Source organism: Gluconobacter sp. Dm-73 (assembly GCF_018256215.1).
Lineage (GTDB): Bacteria > Pseudomonadota > Alphaproteobacteria > Acetobacterales > Acetobacteraceae > Gluconobacter > Gluconobacter cadivus.
Window position 1 is genome coordinate 49,626 of the sequence record NZ_JAERLW010000003.1, and the last position, 17,903, is coordinate 67,528.

Annotated in this window: 14 protein-coding genes and 1 pseudogene; 9 read left to right on the top strand and 6 right to left on the bottom strand. The window is 53.9% G+C overall.

The features are described 5' to 3' along the window. Positions 1-287: 287 nt before the first annotated feature. Positions 288-1,295, top strand: a complete 1,008-nt coding sequence (locus JK176_RS03660; protein WP_211586450.1) for a glycosyltransferase family 2 protein — start codon at positions 288-290, stop codon at positions 1,293-1,295. Between the two features lie 540 nt (positions 1,296-1,835). On the opposite strand, the pseudogene JK176_RS15210 reads toward JK176_RS03660, so the two are convergent. After that, a pseudogene (locus JK176_RS15210) lies at positions 1,836-1,979 on the bottom strand (IS5/IS1182 family transposase); the annotation flags it as partial. A 333-nt stretch (positions 1,980-2,312) separates the two neighbouring features. Here JK176_RS15210 and JK176_RS03665 point away from each other — a divergent pair. Beyond that, positions 2,313-3,203: a LysR family transcriptional regulator gene (locus tag JK176_RS03665; protein WP_211586451.1), complete on the top strand. Its 891-nt coding sequence runs from the start codon at positions 2,313-2,315 to the stop codon at positions 3,201-3,203. A gap of 42 nt (positions 3,204-3,245) precedes the next feature. On the opposite strand, the gene JK176_RS03670 is transcribed toward JK176_RS03665, so the two are convergent. Continuing rightward, positions 3,246-4,121, bottom strand: a complete 876-nt coding sequence (locus tag JK176_RS03670) for an arginase family protein (RefSeq protein ID WP_249194171.1) — start codon at positions 4,119-4,121, stop codon at positions 3,246-3,248. Between the two features lie 447 nt (positions 4,122-4,568). Here JK176_RS03670 and JK176_RS03675 point away from each other — a divergent pair, with 447 nt between their 5' ends. Then, complete coding sequence (locus tag JK176_RS03675; RefSeq protein ID WP_211586452.1) at positions 4,569-5,738, top strand: MFS transporter; 1,170 nt, start codon at positions 4,569-4,571, stop codon at positions 5,736-5,738. A gap of 91 nt (positions 5,739-5,829) precedes the next feature. Continuing rightward, positions 5,830-6,801: a zinc-binding alcohol dehydrogenase family protein gene (locus JK176_RS03680; RefSeq protein WP_211586453.1), complete on the top strand. Its 972-nt coding sequence runs from the start codon at positions 5,830-5,832 to the stop codon at positions 6,799-6,801. 272 nt (positions 6,802-7,073) lie between these two features. On the opposite strand, the gene hutC is transcribed toward JK176_RS03680, so the two are convergent. Then, positions 7,074-7,814, bottom strand: a complete 741-nt coding sequence (hutC, locus tag JK176_RS03685; protein WP_211586454.1) for a histidine utilization repressor — start codon at positions 7,812-7,814, stop codon at positions 7,074-7,076. A gap of 98 nt (positions 7,815-7,912) precedes the next feature. Then, positions 7,913-9,151: an imidazolonepropionase gene (hutI, locus tag JK176_RS03690; RefSeq protein ID WP_211586456.1), complete on the bottom strand. Its 1,239-nt coding sequence runs from the start codon at positions 9,149-9,151 to the stop codon at positions 7,913-7,915. Positions 9,152-9,279: 128 nt separating this feature from the next. Here hutI and JK176_RS03695 point away from each other — a divergent pair, with 128 nt between their 5' ends. From JK176_RS03695 to JK176_RS03715, 5 genes are all read left to right on the top strand, one after another. Continuing rightward, a complete protein-coding gene (locus tag JK176_RS03695) occupies positions 9,280-10,641 on the top strand; it encodes a formimidoylglutamate deiminase (protein WP_211586457.1) in 1,362 nt (453 codons plus the stop codon). A 21-nt stretch (positions 10,642-10,662) separates the two neighbouring features. Further along, positions 10,663-11,478: an N-formylglutamate deformylase gene (hutG, locus tag JK176_RS03700; protein ID WP_211586458.1), complete on the top strand. Its 816-nt coding sequence runs from the start codon at positions 10,663-10,665 to the stop codon at positions 11,476-11,478. A gap of 86 nt (positions 11,479-11,564) precedes the next feature. After that, entirely contained in the window at positions 11,565-13,250 is a 1,686-nt protein-coding gene (gene hutU / locus JK176_RS03705) for a urocanate hydratase (protein WP_211586459.1), read from the top strand. Positions 13,251-13,257: 7 nt separating this feature from the next. Next, positions 13,258-14,805, top strand: a complete 1,548-nt coding sequence (gene hutH, locus JK176_RS03710; RefSeq protein WP_194263205.1) for a histidine ammonia-lyase — start codon at positions 13,258-13,260, stop codon at positions 14,803-14,805. Positions 14,806-14,827: 22 nt separating this feature from the next. Beyond that, positions 14,828-15,973: an alpha-hydroxy acid oxidase gene (locus tag JK176_RS03715; RefSeq protein WP_211586460.1), complete on the top strand. Its 1,146-nt coding sequence runs from the start codon at positions 14,828-14,830 to the stop codon at positions 15,971-15,973. On the opposite strand, the gene JK176_RS03720 is transcribed toward JK176_RS03715, so the two are convergent. Both JK176_RS03720 and JK176_RS03725 read right to left on the bottom strand, forming a co-directional pair. Beyond that, positions 15,966-16,499, bottom strand: coding sequence for a HutD family protein (locus JK176_RS03720; RefSeq protein ID WP_211586461.1), 534 nt, complete (start codon positions 16,497-16,499; stop codon positions 15,966-15,968). The two genes, JK176_RS03715 and JK176_RS03720, sit on opposite strands and share 8 nt — an antisense overlap. After that, complete coding sequence (locus JK176_RS03725) at positions 16,496-17,902, bottom strand: FAD-binding oxidoreductase (RefSeq protein WP_211586463.1); 1,407 nt, start codon at positions 17,900-17,902, stop codon at positions 16,496-16,498. Before JK176_RS03725 ends, JK176_RS03720 begins: the two co-directional genes overlap by 4 nt. Position 17,903: the final 1 nt, after the last annotated feature.

Consider the following 17,903-nt stretch of genomic DNA (forward strand, 5'->3'; position numbering starts at 1 on the left):
CATTCGTTCAGCGTATGCCTCGAACAGCCAATCTTGCCAGCAATCGATACCATACTGTCCAATACGACGGATTCTCGCCTTCATGCTCCAGAAGCAGTCGAACTGTGGCGGGACGAACCTCAGGGGAAAATTTTTTCACAGAATGGCTCATCAAACTTTTTTCTAGGCTGAATAGATCTCCGCCAATTCCGGAGCGGCTCAGAGTGCTAATATTTCTGCATACTCCGTCTGGCTATAATTCTTTAGTATGTTATAGAAAAGAATAAGATTTTATAGAGGTTGTGTAAATGCAGAATTATAAAACCATATCTATAGCTATGGCCACATATAACGGAGAAAAATATATACAAAAACAACTAGAGTCTTTGGAAAATCAAAAATACAAACCTATCGAAATTATTATATGCGATGATTGTTCAACTGATAGAACAATAGAAATTTGTGATAATTTCTCAAAAAAATCTAGTTTTATGGTGAAAATTATAAAAAATGATAAAAAATTAGGATTTATCGAAAATTTTTTTAAGGCAGCCTCTTTGTGTAGCGGCGATTTAATTGCGTTTTGCGATCAAGATGATATCTGGGAGAATAATAAACTAGAGCGTGCTCAAAAATCTTTTTTCGACTCTAAAATTGCGATCTTCGGACATGCTAGTAAATTAATTACAGAAAAAGGTAATATAATTGGCCACCACGGTCTTTCCCTTCAAAGTGGGACTTATAGCATTGCAGATCTTGACCCATGGGATTTGGTTTACGGCTTCAGTATAGTTATAAAAAGGAGCGTCTGGAATTCCGTGGATTCCAACGATCGTCCTACCGATCCGTTTTGTCGAACAGAAAAGCTCTCACACGATAGATGGGCATATTTTCTGGGGACAGCAGCCGGATCAATGGCGTATGATTCTCAACCCCTAGCTCGTTATAGGCAGCATGGGAACAATGTATTTGGGAGTAAAAAAAGTAGAAAAAACCGTATTTTAGAGAAATTGCATTTGATTTCCATAGATAGAGGGGAATATATTAATTTATTACTGCAGGCTTGTGATAAGATGTCAAAAATATCTGAGTCATTTTTAAATGAAGGATTATCTCTTGATAAGAGGCCATCTTTTATTTACTGTAGTTTAGCAAAAAAATACAAAAATAGACTCTCTATTTTTTCAAATAATAAACTGTATTCAGTTTTAAAATTTTTAAGATGCTTTCTTGATGGAAGTTACCAAGAAAAAAATATAAAAAATAAATATAAAGAGATTTTGTGTGATTTTATTTATATTTTTATTAAGAAATAGAAATGTTATTTTAAATTATTCTCTAATTTTTGTACTTACTGATTTTGGGTTTGGAGGATAGAATTTTATTATCATCTAGTTATAATCTAGGAACTTTTGGGTATTGATTTGGTCTGCTGTGGTAAAGGCGAACTCTCTTCTCGTATCGGTTTGTGATAAGCCGTCCGTCCTTGATCCTTGTCCAAAGGTTTTTCGACGAAATACTGGTGTCTATAAGTTCATTCGGGGCAGGCGAGTTCTAGATCATTCTTCCGTGTCTGGTTGACAGGACGGTTTTCCGGCTCCGGAGATCTTTGCGGAATTTGCGTCAGTATCGTCGAGCAGAACATGGGTGCAAATCAGTTCATGCACCTGACTGGGCGAAAGCATGCAAGATAACGCCCTGTTACGAGCATCTGCTTCCACGCAGGCCTTGTTGCCAAGTTCTTCCCTAGAAGCGGCCAAAAACTTCACAGGTTTTTCGGTGTTTCCTGTGCCTTCCTTTTTTGACGGCCCCTGCAGCCGTGTTCCCGGCTATCTTGTGATGGGCACGGATCGTCGTGCTGTCGGAAGGCTGTTCAGCAGAGCAGAGCCCCAGTGTAATCACTGACCTGTCCGGCTGTCATGAAGAGGCTCAACGGTTCTCCATTCTGATCGGTGACTGGCATGCAGCTTGGTATTCATACCGCCTTTGGTGTGACCGATCCGCGCTACTAGCAGCCTTGACAAAAAGCGTCGGAATAATCCACCGACCAAGCTTCATTTCAACAAAATTTTTACTTGGAAATAAGCGTCCGAGGTGAAGGCGGCAGCCGTTTTGCTGTTCCTGCATCAATGAGCGGATAGGTGTATTGGGACGAAACCGAGTGTCTCTTTCTGCGCAAGGGATATAGAAAAGAGGGCTTCTAAGAAGCTAAAAGGATCCTGATTGATGAGTGAAAGCCAATCATTCAGAGTAAGATAAACTATGATCCGAAAGGCATTTCGCACTAAGATTATCGCTAATAACACGCGATAAAACAGGACTTTACTCAGCAAGTGTCACGAGAAAATTTTAGCGAACTGCTTTCTTTTCTGGCAGTTGCGCAAGAACGAAGCTTTACAAAGGCAGCGGCCCGTAGAGGCGTCACGCCCTCGGCAATCAGCCACACCATGCGTCTTCTGGAGGAACGACTGGGCGTCACCCTTCTGACGAGAACAACACGTCGTGTCGTTCCCACGCCTGCGGGAGATTATCTTCTGCAGAATATTCAGCCGCTTTTCGACGAAATCGAGAACCGGATGAGCAGCCTAGATGAATTCCGCAAATGTCCCAGAGGCAATCTGCGGATCACCGTGACAGATGAATCTCTGGGCTTTTTTCTTCGACCCCGAATTGCAGATTTTCTAAAGAACTACCCGGAAATCTCCTTGGAGGTTTCAACAGATCTGCGTCTGATTGATATCGTGGATGAAGGTTTCGATGCAGGGGTGCGCCTTGGGGAACTGGTGACTCAGGGGATGATTTCAGTGCCTGTATCTCCTGACATCCCATTTGCGGTTGTTGGGTCCCCGACCTATTTCAAAAGCCATGCCGTCCCAAAAAACCCGGCCAGCCTGCACGAACACAACTGTATCGGGGTTCGTTTACCAACCCATGGAAAGATTTATCGGTGGCGTTTCAGACAGAAGGGTAAAGACCTGAAGTTTCAGCCTGTCGGCCAGTTTGTATGCAATAATGTGTTCGGCGCACGGGATGCCTGCCTGGACGGTATTGGCCTCGCCTATATTCCTAAAATCGTTGTCGAAGAACACATCCAGAATGGCAAACTGATAGCAGTTCTGGAGCCATTCTGTCCGACACATCTCGGGTTTCATCTCTTTTACCCCCGACATCACCGCCATTCGATGCCTCTGTCGCTGTTCGTCGAGGAAATGAAAGTAAAATGAGAAAGCCGGCTCATAAGGATACAGGCTCTCTCGGACGAAGGTTTAACCTCCGATAAGAGGAAGCTGTTTGAGCATTTCCTGCAGGTTTACCGCATCCCAAGGCATATGTTCGGCAATCGTCATACCGACCACTTCTTTTTCGGTTGTCACTTCCTGAATTAATTTCAGAACATCGGGAATATTGAGCTTGCCTTCGGCAACGTCTCCGAAATCATGCTTGCCACGACCCGGTTTTGCAAAAAGCAGAGACCGGAAGTTGTGCGGATCCAGCACATCCAGATCCAGATGGATGGCAAGGACTTCAATCTGGCTGTCTTTTAGCCACTCCATGACGGGCTGTGCACCATCACGCACCTGCTGGGGTGAACATGTCCGCAATCCATGATCCGCAATGAATTGGGCTTCGAACGGAAGTGGGTCATGGATGCCTGCAATCATCACATTCTTTGCAGGAAGCGGCTTCGTCACTGCCTTGGTCAAATCAGGATCGCCATGACCTAACAGAGCCCCCAGAACGTGTGCATGAGCGTTCGTATACTGCTTTGGGGTCTGAACGTCTGGATGGGTATCAATCCAGAGCACACCCAGCCTGTCGTCATAACGCTCCGATAGCCACGAAAAAGGTACGAGCGAGACAAGACAGTCCCCGCCCAGCACCGCCAGTGACTTCGGCTGATGGCGTTCAATGATTTTCCGGGCGTCCTGAATCTGTTTCATCAGAACACTGCGTCCCCGCATTTCATCCTCGACTGGCAGAGGAACGTCAGTCGGAGCGTCAACTGGAACTTCCTCAACAGGGCCAGCAGAAGGAGGGGCCAGCCAGGCCAGAAGTTTTGACCCCAGATAATAGGGAGGATTATCGCCACCCTGCCACTGAGGGAAAATAAGCCTCAACGTTTTGGAATCCTGATCCGTCATGAAAGACCTCCTGTCAGGTAAGTGCATACGGTCTGCCTCGGTATCGATCAGATAACTCGCCATCTCGGTCAGATGTAAAGGCGCTTATCTTTTGTCTTTCGCAAAAGATCGAGATTTCCCGAACCGCTTCATACAACAGAGCATTTCATGAGCGGTGCATAATTGATAGATCTTTATTACTGAAATTTTCTCATAAACCTTTTGATGAAAAACTCTATAGTCTTGCGGAAAATTCGATTTTAAGACTGGAAAATCTCCAAGCAAGGTCAAGGGTGCATCCTCCTCGTGTGGATTGATCCCATCCCAATTCATATGGAAATTGGTACCGCAGATGAATATAAGTACATCAGTAATAGCAAATAATAATTTTATTATTCTTTATCTTATTAGTGATGTATCTCGGAATTCATCTCTCCGATCTAAAATTTCAGAAAATATGCTTCCATCATGCAGAATTTGATTTCTCGGGAGATTTCTCCTACCTGCCAGAAGCTGGCTATTCTGTCTCTGGCGTTGGGTTCATTTGCATCAGTCACCACCGAATTTCTTCCTGTTGGTATCCTGCCTGATATTTCGAGAACATTTTCTGTAAGTCCGGGAACGGCGGGGCTTACCATGACAGTTCCTGGAATGATGGCAGCACTTTCCGCTCCTGGAGTTATGCTGTTTTCCGGACGCACAGATCGTCGCAGGATTATTTTATGGCTCTCTCTTATTCTGCTCGCAGGTTGCCTGATTGCCACCATGGCACCGACATTTGCCGTGATGCTGCTCAGTCGCGCACTGGTCGGGATCAGTCTGGGCGCATTCTGGGCCATGGGCCTCTCTGTTGCAGTAGAACTCGTTGCCAAGGACAAAGCGCATCAGGCAGCCGCGGCTGTTTTCGCAGGGGTTACGGCAGCCATGATTCTTGGGGTTCCCATGGGATCTCTGGTCGCCGAGTACTCATCCTGGCGCGGTGCATTCGTGGCCGCCGCAATCATCGCCATTGCCGCCTTACTCATGCAGTGGAGAATGCTTCCAGCTGTTCCAGCGGAAAGCCATGTGCGGCTTACGGACTTCAAAGCATTCGTCAGGCTGCCTGAAGCGCGGAAAAGTATCGTTATGATTGCTGCCGTTTTTGCGGCCCATTTTGCAGCGTATACTTACCTGACCCCTCTTATCCATGAAGCAGGTATTCCTTCAGGGGCTGTGACGTTCTTGTTATTGGCTTATGGTGCTATCGGGTTTGCTTCCAACCTCGTGGCCAGCCGCTTTTTGGAAAACAATCTCAAGGCGACGCTTTTTGCTTCAAAAATATCGCTGGCAATACCCTTTTTGCTCCTGCCGGTGCTGCTGATCTTTCCAAAATTTGAAACGGTACTCATTCTTCTCTGGGCCGTCGCGTGGGGAGCGCTGCCCCTGTGTCTCAATACCTGGCATCGCAGTATCGAGACTGACCATTCAGAAGCTGCGGCCGCCATGTTCACCTTTACCGCGCAGGTTGCCATTGCAGTCGGTTCAAGTCTTGGGGGCGCAATAGTCGATCATTTCGGATTGAGAGCCAATTTCTGGATGAGCGCTTTGATTGTCATTCTGAGCGCCTTCTATCTGGCGACCCATAGAAAAGCAGAGTGATTTTGTAAGAGGAGGCGGTCCAAATATTACGAAACCGATCAACAGCAATCCGCCGGTCACCATCGAACGTTTTCAGCATGAGGGAAGCATCATGAAGTCTCTGGTTTGCATGTCTTTTGGAACAGCCCCCTCAATGGCTATTGAGGAACGTCCTAAACCTTTGCCTCGGTCAGGTTATACTTTGATCAAAATGCATGCCGCGACGGTCAATCAACTTTCGGGGCAAATTCGTCGAGGTCTTTTCAATAAAGCCAAGGCGCCTCTGGTTCTGAGCAATGACGGCGCAGGTACAGTAGAGGGTAGCGACCTCTTTCAACTTGGAACGCGTGTTGCAATTTACGGCGGTGGCCAATTAGGGATCACGGAAGACGGTTTGCAACAGGAATATGTATCCGTCAAAAACAGTCATGTTTTCGAATTGCCTGACACGATCAGTTTGGCCGAAGGCGCGGCGCTCCCTATCAATTATGTAACTGCATACCAGGCCTTAACACGCGTTGGACACATTGAACCGGGGCAGACGCTTCTGATTTCAGGAGCAGCCGGAGCAGTCGGTCACGCCTTGATCCAGCTTTCGCGAGCTTTGGGGGCGAGGCCTGTTGCAGTCGTTTCCAGTCCCCTGAAGGCAGAAGCTGCCCGTAAGAGTGGGGCGGCGGCGGTTGTAGATCTCTCAACTGAGATCCTGTCGGATGTTGTATTTTCCCTTACGGCGGGCCAGGGCGCCGACCTCGCATTCGATCCAGTTGGCGGCTCGCTGCTCAGGGAACTGATAAAATCAGTGTGTAAGCGGGGTTCAGTTGTGTCCATTGGATTTGCTGGTGGCGCTGAAGCCTGTCTGGATCTGGCTGAAGTCGTCATTCATGAAAAGCGCCTGCTCGGATACGACGCTTGGCTGGAAACGGACGAGGCCGTGTCCAATGCCTTCAGCGCTATTCGGGCTTTCATTGAGAAGGGAGTTGTTCGACCGGTCATCGATAGCGCATGGAAACTGGAAGAACACGAGGACGCTTACAAGCGTCTCGCATCCCGAGAGGCTATCGGGACGATTCTTATCAGACCATAAGAATAGAGCTTTCTTAGTTTTGGAGTTTTTTATCTGTCTAAATCAAAGTAAAAAAATTTTCAGAAATTAGATTGTAAAAATAATTCTGACATATTTTTGGAGATTATTTTAAATAATTAATTTTATGTATCTATTTGTGTTTAGAATATATCATTATCTCGTATCCGAGTGTCATAAGATATTTCAACGGTCATTCACGTAAAGCGTATGATCTCCCAACATTTTCATAACTTGACACTTAATTGATCAAGCATTCACTGCTAATCGGGATCCTAAAAATCGTCTGAGGAAGATTTGCGTCGGCCGCCCAAGCTGTATCGACTCCCTGGATAGGTGAAGATGCCTTTCATGACGACGCGGCCTTTGACCCATGTGCGCCGTACAAGCTGGAGGCAGGGGGCGTGAGGGGGGATGTCCAGCAGGGACTGCAATTCCTGACTGGGGGCGACAGCGAAGACAATGTGCTCAATCTCATCAGGGCCGGAAATATGATAAAGATGTCGGTGGGGATGGGTGAGGGTGAAATCCTGCTGAAGGTATTCAGGTGCGAATGCAGGGGAGACGAAACGCTCTTCTACCTGAAGCGGGATATCATCTTCGAAATGGACGATCACCGAGTGAAACAACTTGCTCCCTGGCCGCATATCGAAGGAAAATGCGAGATCAATGTCAGCACGGATGGCTTCCAGTGTGATGACCTGGGCAGTGTGGATATGGCCTGAACTCAGAATGTCATCGGCAATATCGTGAAGTTCCAACAGATCGGCCTTCGGGGCAGGGCGTGAGACAAACGTTCCCACACCCTGCGCGCGGACCACGATTCCTTCGGTCATGAGTTCGCGAAGTGCCCGATGGACCGTCATGCGGGAGACGCCGAGGAGTTCGACCAGTTCGCTCTCGGAAGGAAGCTTTTGACCCTCTTTCCATTCTCCGTCCTGAATACGCTCGGTAATATAAATTTTGACCTGCTCGTAACGGGCAGGAGATCGTTCCCGGGAGACGTCTATCTTCATGTCGCGGGCTGTCCTTCAGCTAGAGAGCGGCAATCCCAAAAACATCCTGGCGAAACTGTAATTAAGACAAGAGGTTGTATGGATAAGATGATGTAATTTTATATCACAGGGTCCAGTTTACCGTCAAAAATTCGATGAAGCGGTCTTCTGCCTCCGATCCAGTATGAAAGTTCGTGTGGCCCGGCGATATCCCATAGAAGCATATCCGCCGCCTTTCCTGTTGTGAGCGTGCCGGTGATGTTCTGAAGGCCGAGCGCCTGGCTGCCGATCCGGGTCACGGCGGACAACGCCTCTTCCGGGGTCATGCGGAAGAGGGTGCAGGCCATGTTCATGATACCGGTGAGACTGACGCTTGGAGAGGTTCCGGGATTACAATCCGTAGCAAGTCCCATTGGAACATTGTGTTTTCGGAACAGGTCCACGGGTGGTGTGCGCGTCTCCCGGATGAAGTAGAAAGCTCCGGGGAGCAGCATGGCGACCGTGCTGGCTTTGGCGAGTTCCATGACATCGTCTTCCACGACATATTCCAGATGGTCGGTCGAAAGAGCGCCGTAGCGGGCAGCCAGGCTTGTTCCCCCACTGTTCGAGAGTTGTTCGGAATGGAGACGGACGGGAATTCTCAGATCATGTGCCGCCATGAAGAGGCGTTCGATCTGATCGGTGGTGAAAGCAATATTTTCACAAAAACCGTCAATGCTGTCGATCAGCTTTTCTTCTACTGCCTGAGGGAGAATGTCCGTGATGAGATGGGAGATATAATCGTCCTGCCGGTCCCTGAATTCCGGTGGCAGGGCATGTGCGCCGAGGAAGGTTGCGTGAACGCGTATAGGCAGGGCGTTCCCGATGGCACGGGCAACACGGAGCTGTTTGAGTTCGTCTTCCAAAGTAAGGCCGTAGCCAGACTTCATTTCGACGGTCGTTGTGCCTTCGGTAATCATGCGGCGTACGCGGCGGGCCGTTACGTCGAAGAGTTCGTTTTCAGATATGCTGCGGGTTGCGTTGACCGTCGAGAGAATACCGCCGCCCTTGCGCGCGATTTCTGCGTATGAGACGCCATTGAGACGTTCCGCAAATTCCAGACTGCGATCGCCAGCGTAAATGACATGGGTGTGGGCATCCACAAGGCCGGGCGTCATCCAGAGGCCATCTCCCGAACGGATATCACGTGCCAGAACCTGCGGAGATTCAGGAAGGTCGCGGGCGGCCCCGACCCAGCAGATCTGTCCGTTTTCAATACCGATGGCCGCGTTGTGGATGCAGCCATAACCGTCCTTTTCCGACATTAGTGCCGGATCGGCGGTTGCGACATGAATGTCTGTCCAGAGCGTATCCCACATTCGCTTTCTTCCTTGCGGCATCAAATCCGCTGTGGTGGTATATACAAGTCTTATAATTCCATTATCATCATGCAACCAATGGAAAAAGCAAAGACTTTCCGTGTGCCGAGGGAAGGAATGTTGAGGTTATGGAACTGTTTGCTGAGCAGGCGCTTCTGCCGGACGGCTGGCGCAGAAATGTAAGGATTTCTGTTTCTTCTGCCGGACGGTTTGACGCAATCGTCCCGGACGCCGATGTGCCTGACCGGGCTGTACGCAAAGCGATTGTTGTTCCGTCACAGCTGAGTCTCCACTCTCATGCGTTTCAACGCGGCATGGCAGGGTTGGCTGAAAGCCGTCAGAATCCGGCAGATACGTTCTGGACCTGGCGCCGGCTGATGTATCAGCTTGCCCATCGCATTTCGCCCGAGCAGATGCAGGATATTGCAAGCTACCTGTATATGGAAATGCTGACGGCTGGATATACGCAGGTCGCGGAGTTTCACTATCTGCATCATGCGCAGGGTGGCGCGTCCTATGGGCAGGTGGCGGAAATGTCTCTGCGGTTAGGGGAGGCGGCGCATGCGGTCGGGATTGGCCTGACGCTTTTACCGACGCTTTATGAGCGCGGCGGTTTTGATGGTCGTCCTTTGCAGGAGGCGCAGCAGCGTTTCGCGACGACGCCTGAACTCATTGAGAAGATCATCAGCGAGACCCGGTCGGCTTGGTCGGAAACGCCGCTACTCTCTGTAGGGCTGGGACTGCATTCGCTGCGTGCGGTTGATCTGAAGACGGTTGCAGATCTTCTGTCTACGCAGACAGGGCCGGTGCATATCCATGTGGCCGAGCAGCAGAAGGAAGTGGAGGAGTGCATTGCCTCCGTCGGCGCGCGGCCTGTGGAATATCTTTTGTCTCAGGCGGATGTGGGTGAGCGGTGGTGTCTGGTTCATGCGACCCATTTGTCCTCTTCCGAAGTTGTGGATATGGCGCGTTCCGGAGCTGTGGCGGGGCTCTGTCCGATTACGGAAGCCAATCTGGGAGACGGTCTGTTCCCGCTGGCATCTTATATGAATGCGGGAGGCCGTTTCGGAATCGGGAGCGACAGCAATGTGCTGATCAGCCCCTGGGAAGAGTTACGGACTCTGGAATACGGTCAGAGACTTTTTACGCAGACGCGATGCGCGGCTCTCCCGGCCGAGGCGCTGGGATCTACGGGGGGATGGCTATATCGGCAGGCGCTGGATGGCGGACGTCGTGCCTGTGGGTTGGAGTCCTGGGGGCTGGTTGTCGGAGCGCGGGCTGATCTCTGCGTGCTGGACGAGGACCTGTTGCCGCTGCCGTATCTTCAGGACGATGCCGTTCTTGATGCTGCTGTTTTTGGATCATGCCAGCCTCCCGTGAAAGATGTGCTGTGTGGTGGCCAGTGGTGCGTGCGCGATGGACGACACCTGAACCATGACGCCGTAACGGCGGCGTTCCGACGTACCGTGCGGGTTCTCCTCGATCTCTGATTCTATAAGGAAATCCTGACCATGACGGATATTTTTTCCTTTGTTCGCGGCACTATGCCAGTGCTCGTGACCCTCCCTCATTCCGGCTCTCATCTGGCCCCTGGCATGGAGCGGCGTATGACAGAGCGCGGGCGTCAGTTGCCTGATACCGACTGGTATATGGAGCATCTTTATGCAGGCGCGCTGTCGAAGGGCCTGGGCGTGTTGAGGGCCAATCATTCCCGTTATGTGGTGGATCTGAACCGGGGCGCGGATGATGCGGCACTTTATCCGGGACGCCCAAGCACGGGGCTTGTGCCAGCGCTGACATTTGACGGGCAGCCCATTTATAGGGCTGGGCAGGCACCTGACGAAAGTGAGATCGCCGAGCGCCGGGAAACGTACTGGCGCCCCTACCATGATGCTGTTGCGCAAGAGCTTGAAAGATTGCGCCAGAAATGGGGATGGGCGGTTCTGTGGGACGGGCATTCTATCAAATCCACGATTCCCCGGTTGTTTGAGGGTGCGCTTCCGGATCTAAATCTGGGGACCAATAGCGGGCAGTCCTGTGGCGGGGAACTCCAGACGCTTCTGGAAAAACGGTTGGCTGCGAATGTGGGGTACAGCCACGTCGTCAATGGCCGTTTCAAGGGCGGATACACGACGCGACATTATGGGCAGCCCGAGCATGGAATCCATGCGATCCAGCTCGAAATTGCGCAGTCCACCTATTTGCGGAGCGAAGAGGCGCCGTGGCCGATTGATCTGGAGAAAGCGGTGCGCCTGTCCCGGATGATCGACAGTCTGCTTGAAACTGCGTTGTGCTGGAGGCCGGAGACGGCACATTCGGGAAAATAAATCCCGATGTCATTTCATAAATGGATTGACAATTCCGCAGAGCAATTTGAGTATTGGTATATACAAGTTCATACAGGATGAAGCCCATGAGTGATCCCGGCAACCGCCTTTCGAATGATCGTGTCATCCACGCCCCGATTGGCCCTGAGCGTTCGGCAAAAAGCTGGCAAACAGAGGCGGCGCTCAGAATGCTGATGAACAATCTGGATCCCGAGGTCGCGGAAAAGCCATCCGAACTCGTTGTTTATGGTGGCATCGGTCGGGCTGCCCGAAACTGGGACTGCTACGACAGGATTGTCGAGGCGCTGCGCGATCTGGAAGATGACCAGACGCTTCTGGTGCAGTCCGGTAAGCCGGTTGGTGTGTTCCGGACGCATGCGGATGCCCCGCGTGTGCTGATCGCGAACTCCAATCTCGTGCCGCACTGGGCCACCTGGGAGAAGTTCAACGAACTCGATCGGGCCGGGCTCATGATGTATGGGCAGATGACGGCGGGATCGTGGATCTATATCGGCTCGCAGGGCATCGTTCAGGGAACATACGAGACTTTCGTGGAAATGGGACGCCAGTATTATGGCGGCAGCCTGAAAGGGCGTTGGATCCTGACGGGCGGTCTGGGCGGCATGAGTGGCGCGCAGCCTCTGGCAGCTGTCATGGCCGGTGCGTCCATGCTGGCGGTTGAATGTGAACCGTCCCGTATCCGCAAGCGTCTGGAGACGGGATATCTGGATCGTCAGGTCGACACGCTCGATGAGGCTCTGGCCATCATTCAGGATGCCTGCGCGAAAGGTGAGGCGGTTTCCGTGGGGCTTCTCGGAAATGCCGCGGAAGTCTTCCCCGAACTGGTGCGGCGCGGCATTCGTCCGGATGGCGTGACGGATCAGACCTCCGCCCATGATCCGCTGAATGGTTATCTGCCGGCGGGGTGGTCTCTGGAGCAGGCTGAAAAGATGCGGATTACCAATCCGGCGGCAGTCGAGAAGGCAGCGCGTGAATCCATGCGGCTTCAGGTTGAGGCCATGGTGGCATTCCACCGTCAGGGTATTCCGACCTTCGATTACGGCAACAACATTCGTCAGATGGCTTTTGATGAGGGTCTGGAAGACGCTTTCGCCTTCCCGGGTTTCGTGCCGGCCTATATCCGCCCGCTGTTCTGTCGGGGTATCGGTCCGTTCCGCTGGGCTGCGCTTTCGGGAGATCCGGAAGACATCTTCAAGACGGACCAGAAGGTCAAAGAGCTGCTGCCAGACGACAAGCATCTTCATAACTGGCTCGATATGGCCCGGGAAAAGATCCACTTTCAGGGACTGCCCTCGCGTATCTGCTGGGTTGGTCTGGGGGACCGTCACCGCCTAGGGCTGGCGTTCAACGAAATGGTTGCCAGTGGCGAACTCAAGGGCCCGATCGTGATCGGCCGTGATCATCTGGACAGTGGCTCGGTGGCAAGTCCGAACCGTGAGACCGAGAGTATGCGGGACGGATCGGATGCCGTATCCGACTGGCCGCTGCTGAATGCGCTTCTGAATACGGCATCAGGCGCGACCTGGGTGTCGCTGCACCATGGTGGTGGCGTCGGCATGGGCTTTTCCCAGCATTCCGGCATGGTGATCGTAGCGGACGGTACGCCCGATGCGGCGCGGCGTCTGGAACGGGTGTTGTGGAACGACCCGGCTACGGGGGTCATGCGACATGCGGATGCCGGTTACGATATTGCAACAGATTGCGCCCGCGAGAAGGGCCTCGACCTTCCCATGATCACGCGCGGAGCCTGAGACCATCATGACGACCAGCATTTTCACACTTACCCCCGGCAAGATCGCACTCAACAATCTGCGGGACTTCTATTTCGGGCAGATGGATGTTCGTCTTGACGATGCGACCTTCGAGGTTCTGCAACGTGCAGCGGAATCCGTGGAGCGTATCGTCGGGCGTGGCGAGCCAGTTTATGGGGTGAATACGGGTTTTGGAAAACTCGCGAAAACCCGCATTCCCGATGACCGCCTGCGGGATTTACAGCGCAATCTGGTGCTGAGCCATGCTGCGGGGATCGGCCAGCCGATGCCGGAACGTGTGGTCCGGCTCATTCTGCTGCTCAAGGCCAATGGACTGGCGCGCGGCTATTCGGGTGTGCGTCCGCAGATCGTGCAGCTTCTGCTGGACATGCTGAACCGGGGGGTTGTGCCTGTCATTCCGGAAAAAGGATCGGTCGGGGCTTCGGGCGATCTGGCTCCGCTGGCGCATATGTCGGCCGTGGTGATCGGCGAAGGTGAGGCATTTTATGAGGGGCAGCGCCTGAAGGGGGACGAGGCTCTGAAAGCTGCCGGACTTGAACCTCTGGTTCTGGGAGCCAAGGAAGGTCTGGCTCTTCTGAATGGCACGCAGGCCTCTACGGCGCTGGCAATTGCAGCGCTTCTGGATGCCGAGCGTCTGTTTCACGCGGCGCTCATTACAGGCGGCCTGACGCTTGATGCAGCGCGCGGCACGGATGCGCCGTTCGATCCGCGTTTGCATGAACTGCGCGGACAGAGGGGACAGATCGAGTGCGCCGCGGTTTATCGTTCGCTGATGCAAGGCTCTGCCATCCGCGCGTCGCATCTTGAAGATGACGAGCGCGTTCAGGACCCATACTGCCTGCGGTGTCAGCCTCAGGTCATGGGAGCGTGTCTGGACAATCTGCGTCAGGCGGCGCGGGTTCTGGTGATTGAGGCGAATGCGGTTTCGGACAATCCGATCCATTTCCCGGATACGGACGAAATGATTTCGGGTGGTAATTTCCATGCCGAGCCTGTGGCCATAGTTGCGGATCTCATGGCGATTGCCGTGTCCGAAGTGGGCGCGATTGCAGAGCGGCGTCTGGCGCTGCTGGTCGATGCGCAGATGAGTGGCCTTCCGCCATTTCTGGTGCAGGACAGCGGGTTGAATTCGGGCTTCATGATCGCACAGGTCACGGCTGCGGCTCTGGCATCCGAAAACAAGACGCTGGCGCATCCGGCGAGCGTGGACAGTCTGCCGACGTCGGCCAATCAGGAGGATCACGTCTCGATGGCGACGTTTGCCGCGCGTCGTGTCGGCGATATCGTGGATAATGTCCGGACGATCATTGCGGTTGAATATCTGGCGGCCGTACAGGGGCTTGATTTCCTGGCCCCTCTTGAAACATCTTCGCCACTGCTTGCCGTCGCGAAGACATTGCGGAAAACTGTGCCTTTCTTTGCGCAGGACCGCCTGTTTACGCCGGATATGGAAGCGGCCCGTACGCTTATTATCGACGGCGCTCTGAAAGACTGTGTCGGGTCGGGGGTCCCCCTGCCTGTTTTTGAAGACTGATCAGATCGGGAGAATAACGGGGATGAACCATCATGGCATCGCGGCGCTGCATCGTCGGGCTGATAAGGTTCTTCCCCGTATTTTTCGTGATTATGTAAATGGCGGTTCTCACTCGGAGCGTACCGTCCGCGCCAATCGTCTGGCCTTTGACCGCTGGGCGGTTGTTCCGAAATGTCTGGTTGATGTTTCAGCCTGCGATCTGTCCGCGCCTTTTCTGGGAAGCACGCACCGGCTTCCCTTCATGTTCGCACCGCTGGGGTTTGGCGGCCTCATGTGTCCGGACGGCGAACTCCGGGCTGCGCGGGTCGCGGCTTCGGCGGGTTTGCCGATGGCGGTGTCTACATTCGCCATCCAGTCGCTGGAGACGTTATCGCGTGTGCCGGGGGTAACGCTCGCGGCACAGATTTATGTCTTTCGCGACCGGGGGATTACCCGCGACATGCTGCGTCGGGCGGAGGACTGCGGCATCCGGACCATCATCCTGACGGTTGATACGCCGATCACGCCGCTCCGGCTGCGCGACGTCCGCAATGGTTTTCGCAATCTGACGCGTCCGTCCCTGCGGCATATCCTGTCCATGGCCACGCATCCGCGCTGGACAGCGGGGATGCTGAGGAACGGGATGCCGAAAATCGGCAATCTGGCGCCCTACGGCATGGGGAACACGCTGATGGAACAGGCAAGAAATGCGGCCTCCCAGATTGATCCAACCCTGACCTGGAAGGATCTGGAGTGGCTGCGGTCTGTCTGGCCGGGGCATCTTGCTGTCAAGGGAATCATGGATGCGGGCGATGCGCTGGCCTGTCAGAAAGCGGGCGCGCAGACGGTCATCATCTCCAATCATGGGGGGCGGCAGATGGACCCGGCCCCGTCATCGCTTTCCGTCCTGCCGGATGTTGCCGAAGCCCTGAAGGGCGAGACGGAGATCATTCTGGACGGAGGTGTTCGCTGGGGTGGGGATGTTGTCACCGCTTTGGCGCTGGGTGCTCAGGCCGTAGGGATCGGGCGCCCCTGGGCCTGGGCGCTGGCCGCGGGGGGCGAGAGAGGGGTTCGCAGTCTGGTGAACGGGCTGGGCGACGAGATCCGCGATGTCCTGCGTCTGGGCGGGATGGTTGATGTTGCGTCGCTTCGGTCTCGGGGCAGGGCGATGCTTCGGCCTGTCAGCTGATACCGTAGGCGATCTGACCCGGTTTCAGGATGGCCAGTTCAAACGGAGTTTCGCTAAGAAAAATGTCGCCAGGAGCGAGTGTGTCGTGCTGCTGGTGCGTCAGGACGTTCCATTCTCCCGTGACGGGGATAAAACCCCGCAGGCTCCCCGCCGGGGGATTTTCTGGTGTGATCGTGATCAGGTTCGGACCGTTTCTGTCTGCAGGGCGCATGAGGTTCAGAGCCTCGACTGGACCGTCAAGAGGCGTACCCGTCAGCGGCAGGGCTCCGTCAAACTGGATGCGGTCACCGAGTTGGCCTAAAACAAGAGGCGGGGTGTCGGACGCGGGAAGCAGACGAACGCCATTTCCTGCCAGAAGTCCCATTTGTCTGAACAGACCCGGGAAGCTGGAGAATGGCGCAGCCCGGCTTATGGTGGCGACGCTCAGTCGCCATTCAGGCCGTTCAATCAGCAGTCGGGTCGTGCCGGCGCCGTTCTTCCAGAGGGTGCCGGGGAGGCTGTTCAGACGGATGGGGCGCAAGGTCATGGGGCGTCTGCGGGAACGAGTTTTCCGGGGTTGAGAATATTCTTCGGGTCCAGAGCGGTTTTAATGGCGCGCATGACGGAGAGGGCTGCGGGGTCGTGCTCTTCTGTCATGAAGAGCTGCTTTGCGAGACCGATTCCGTGTTCGCCACTTGCGGAACCGCCGAGTGAGAGGGCGCGGCGGATGATTTTATGGTCCAGTTCGAGGGCACGTCTTTCGGCATCCGCGTCATTGGGCGGGATCAGAATAACGGTGTGGAAATTGCCGTCACCGACATGGCCGACAATGGGGGCCAGCAGGCCGGAAGCGTCGATATCGGCTCTGGCGCCTGTCATGAGTTCCGTCAGGGCGGCAATGGGGACAATGGCGTCGGTTGTGATGCCTTTGTAACCGGGGCGATACGCCATACAGGCCCAGAAAGCATCATGGCGTGCTTTCCAGAGACTGTTACGTTCTTCAGTAGCGGTGGCCCAGCGGAAAGACTGTCCGCCCTGACCCTCCACAAGATCTCGCAGCACGGCTTCCTGTTCCGCAACACTGGCGGGTGAACCTGTCAGTTCGAAGAACATGGTGGGGAGAGCCTCATAGCCCTCAAGATGGGAATACTGAATGCAGGCATCCATCTGGACGTCGTCGAGCAGTTCCATCCGTCCGACAGTCAGACCGCACTGGATGACAAGAACGGCCGTTTCCACGGCGCTGGCCAGTGTTGGAAACTGGCAGACCGCAGCGCCTACGGCTTCGGGGATGGGATGGAGTTGCGCCTGCACTTCCGTAATCACGGCCAGCGTGCCTTCCGACCCGATGAGCAGGCCGGTCAGATCATAGCCCGTGGCAGCCTTGCGGACGGCACCGCCTGTATGAAGGATGCGCCCATCGGCCAGAACGGCCGTCAGGCCCAGGACATTCGCCCGCATGGTGCCATAACGCATGGCACCGGTTCCGGAGGCCCGGGTGGCGCACATTCCACCAAAGGTTGCCTCTCCGCCGGGATCGACCGGGAAGAAGAGGCCCTGTGTCCGTAAATGGAGGTTCAGATCCTGCCGTGTCACGCCAGCCTGAACGCGACATGTTAGGTTTTCGGTCGAGACATCGAGGATGTCCGTCATCATGGAAAGATCGAGACTGATGCACTCCGGAACAGGCGTGAGTTGTCCTTCAAGAGAGGTTCCACCGCCGAAGGGAATGACAGGAACATTTTCCTCATGACAGATTTTCAGGGCGTCCGATACGTCCTGCGTGGTGCGGGCGAACAGAACATAAGCCGGCAGGAGGGTTTGATCCGGGTGACGCCACCCTTCTCCATGGGCGTGATGCTCCCGGACCGTCGCGTTGGCCGTCAGGCGATCTCCGAAAAGAGGGGTGAGACGCCGCGCGGCGCGTTCAGCGGCGGAAGAACCGATCATG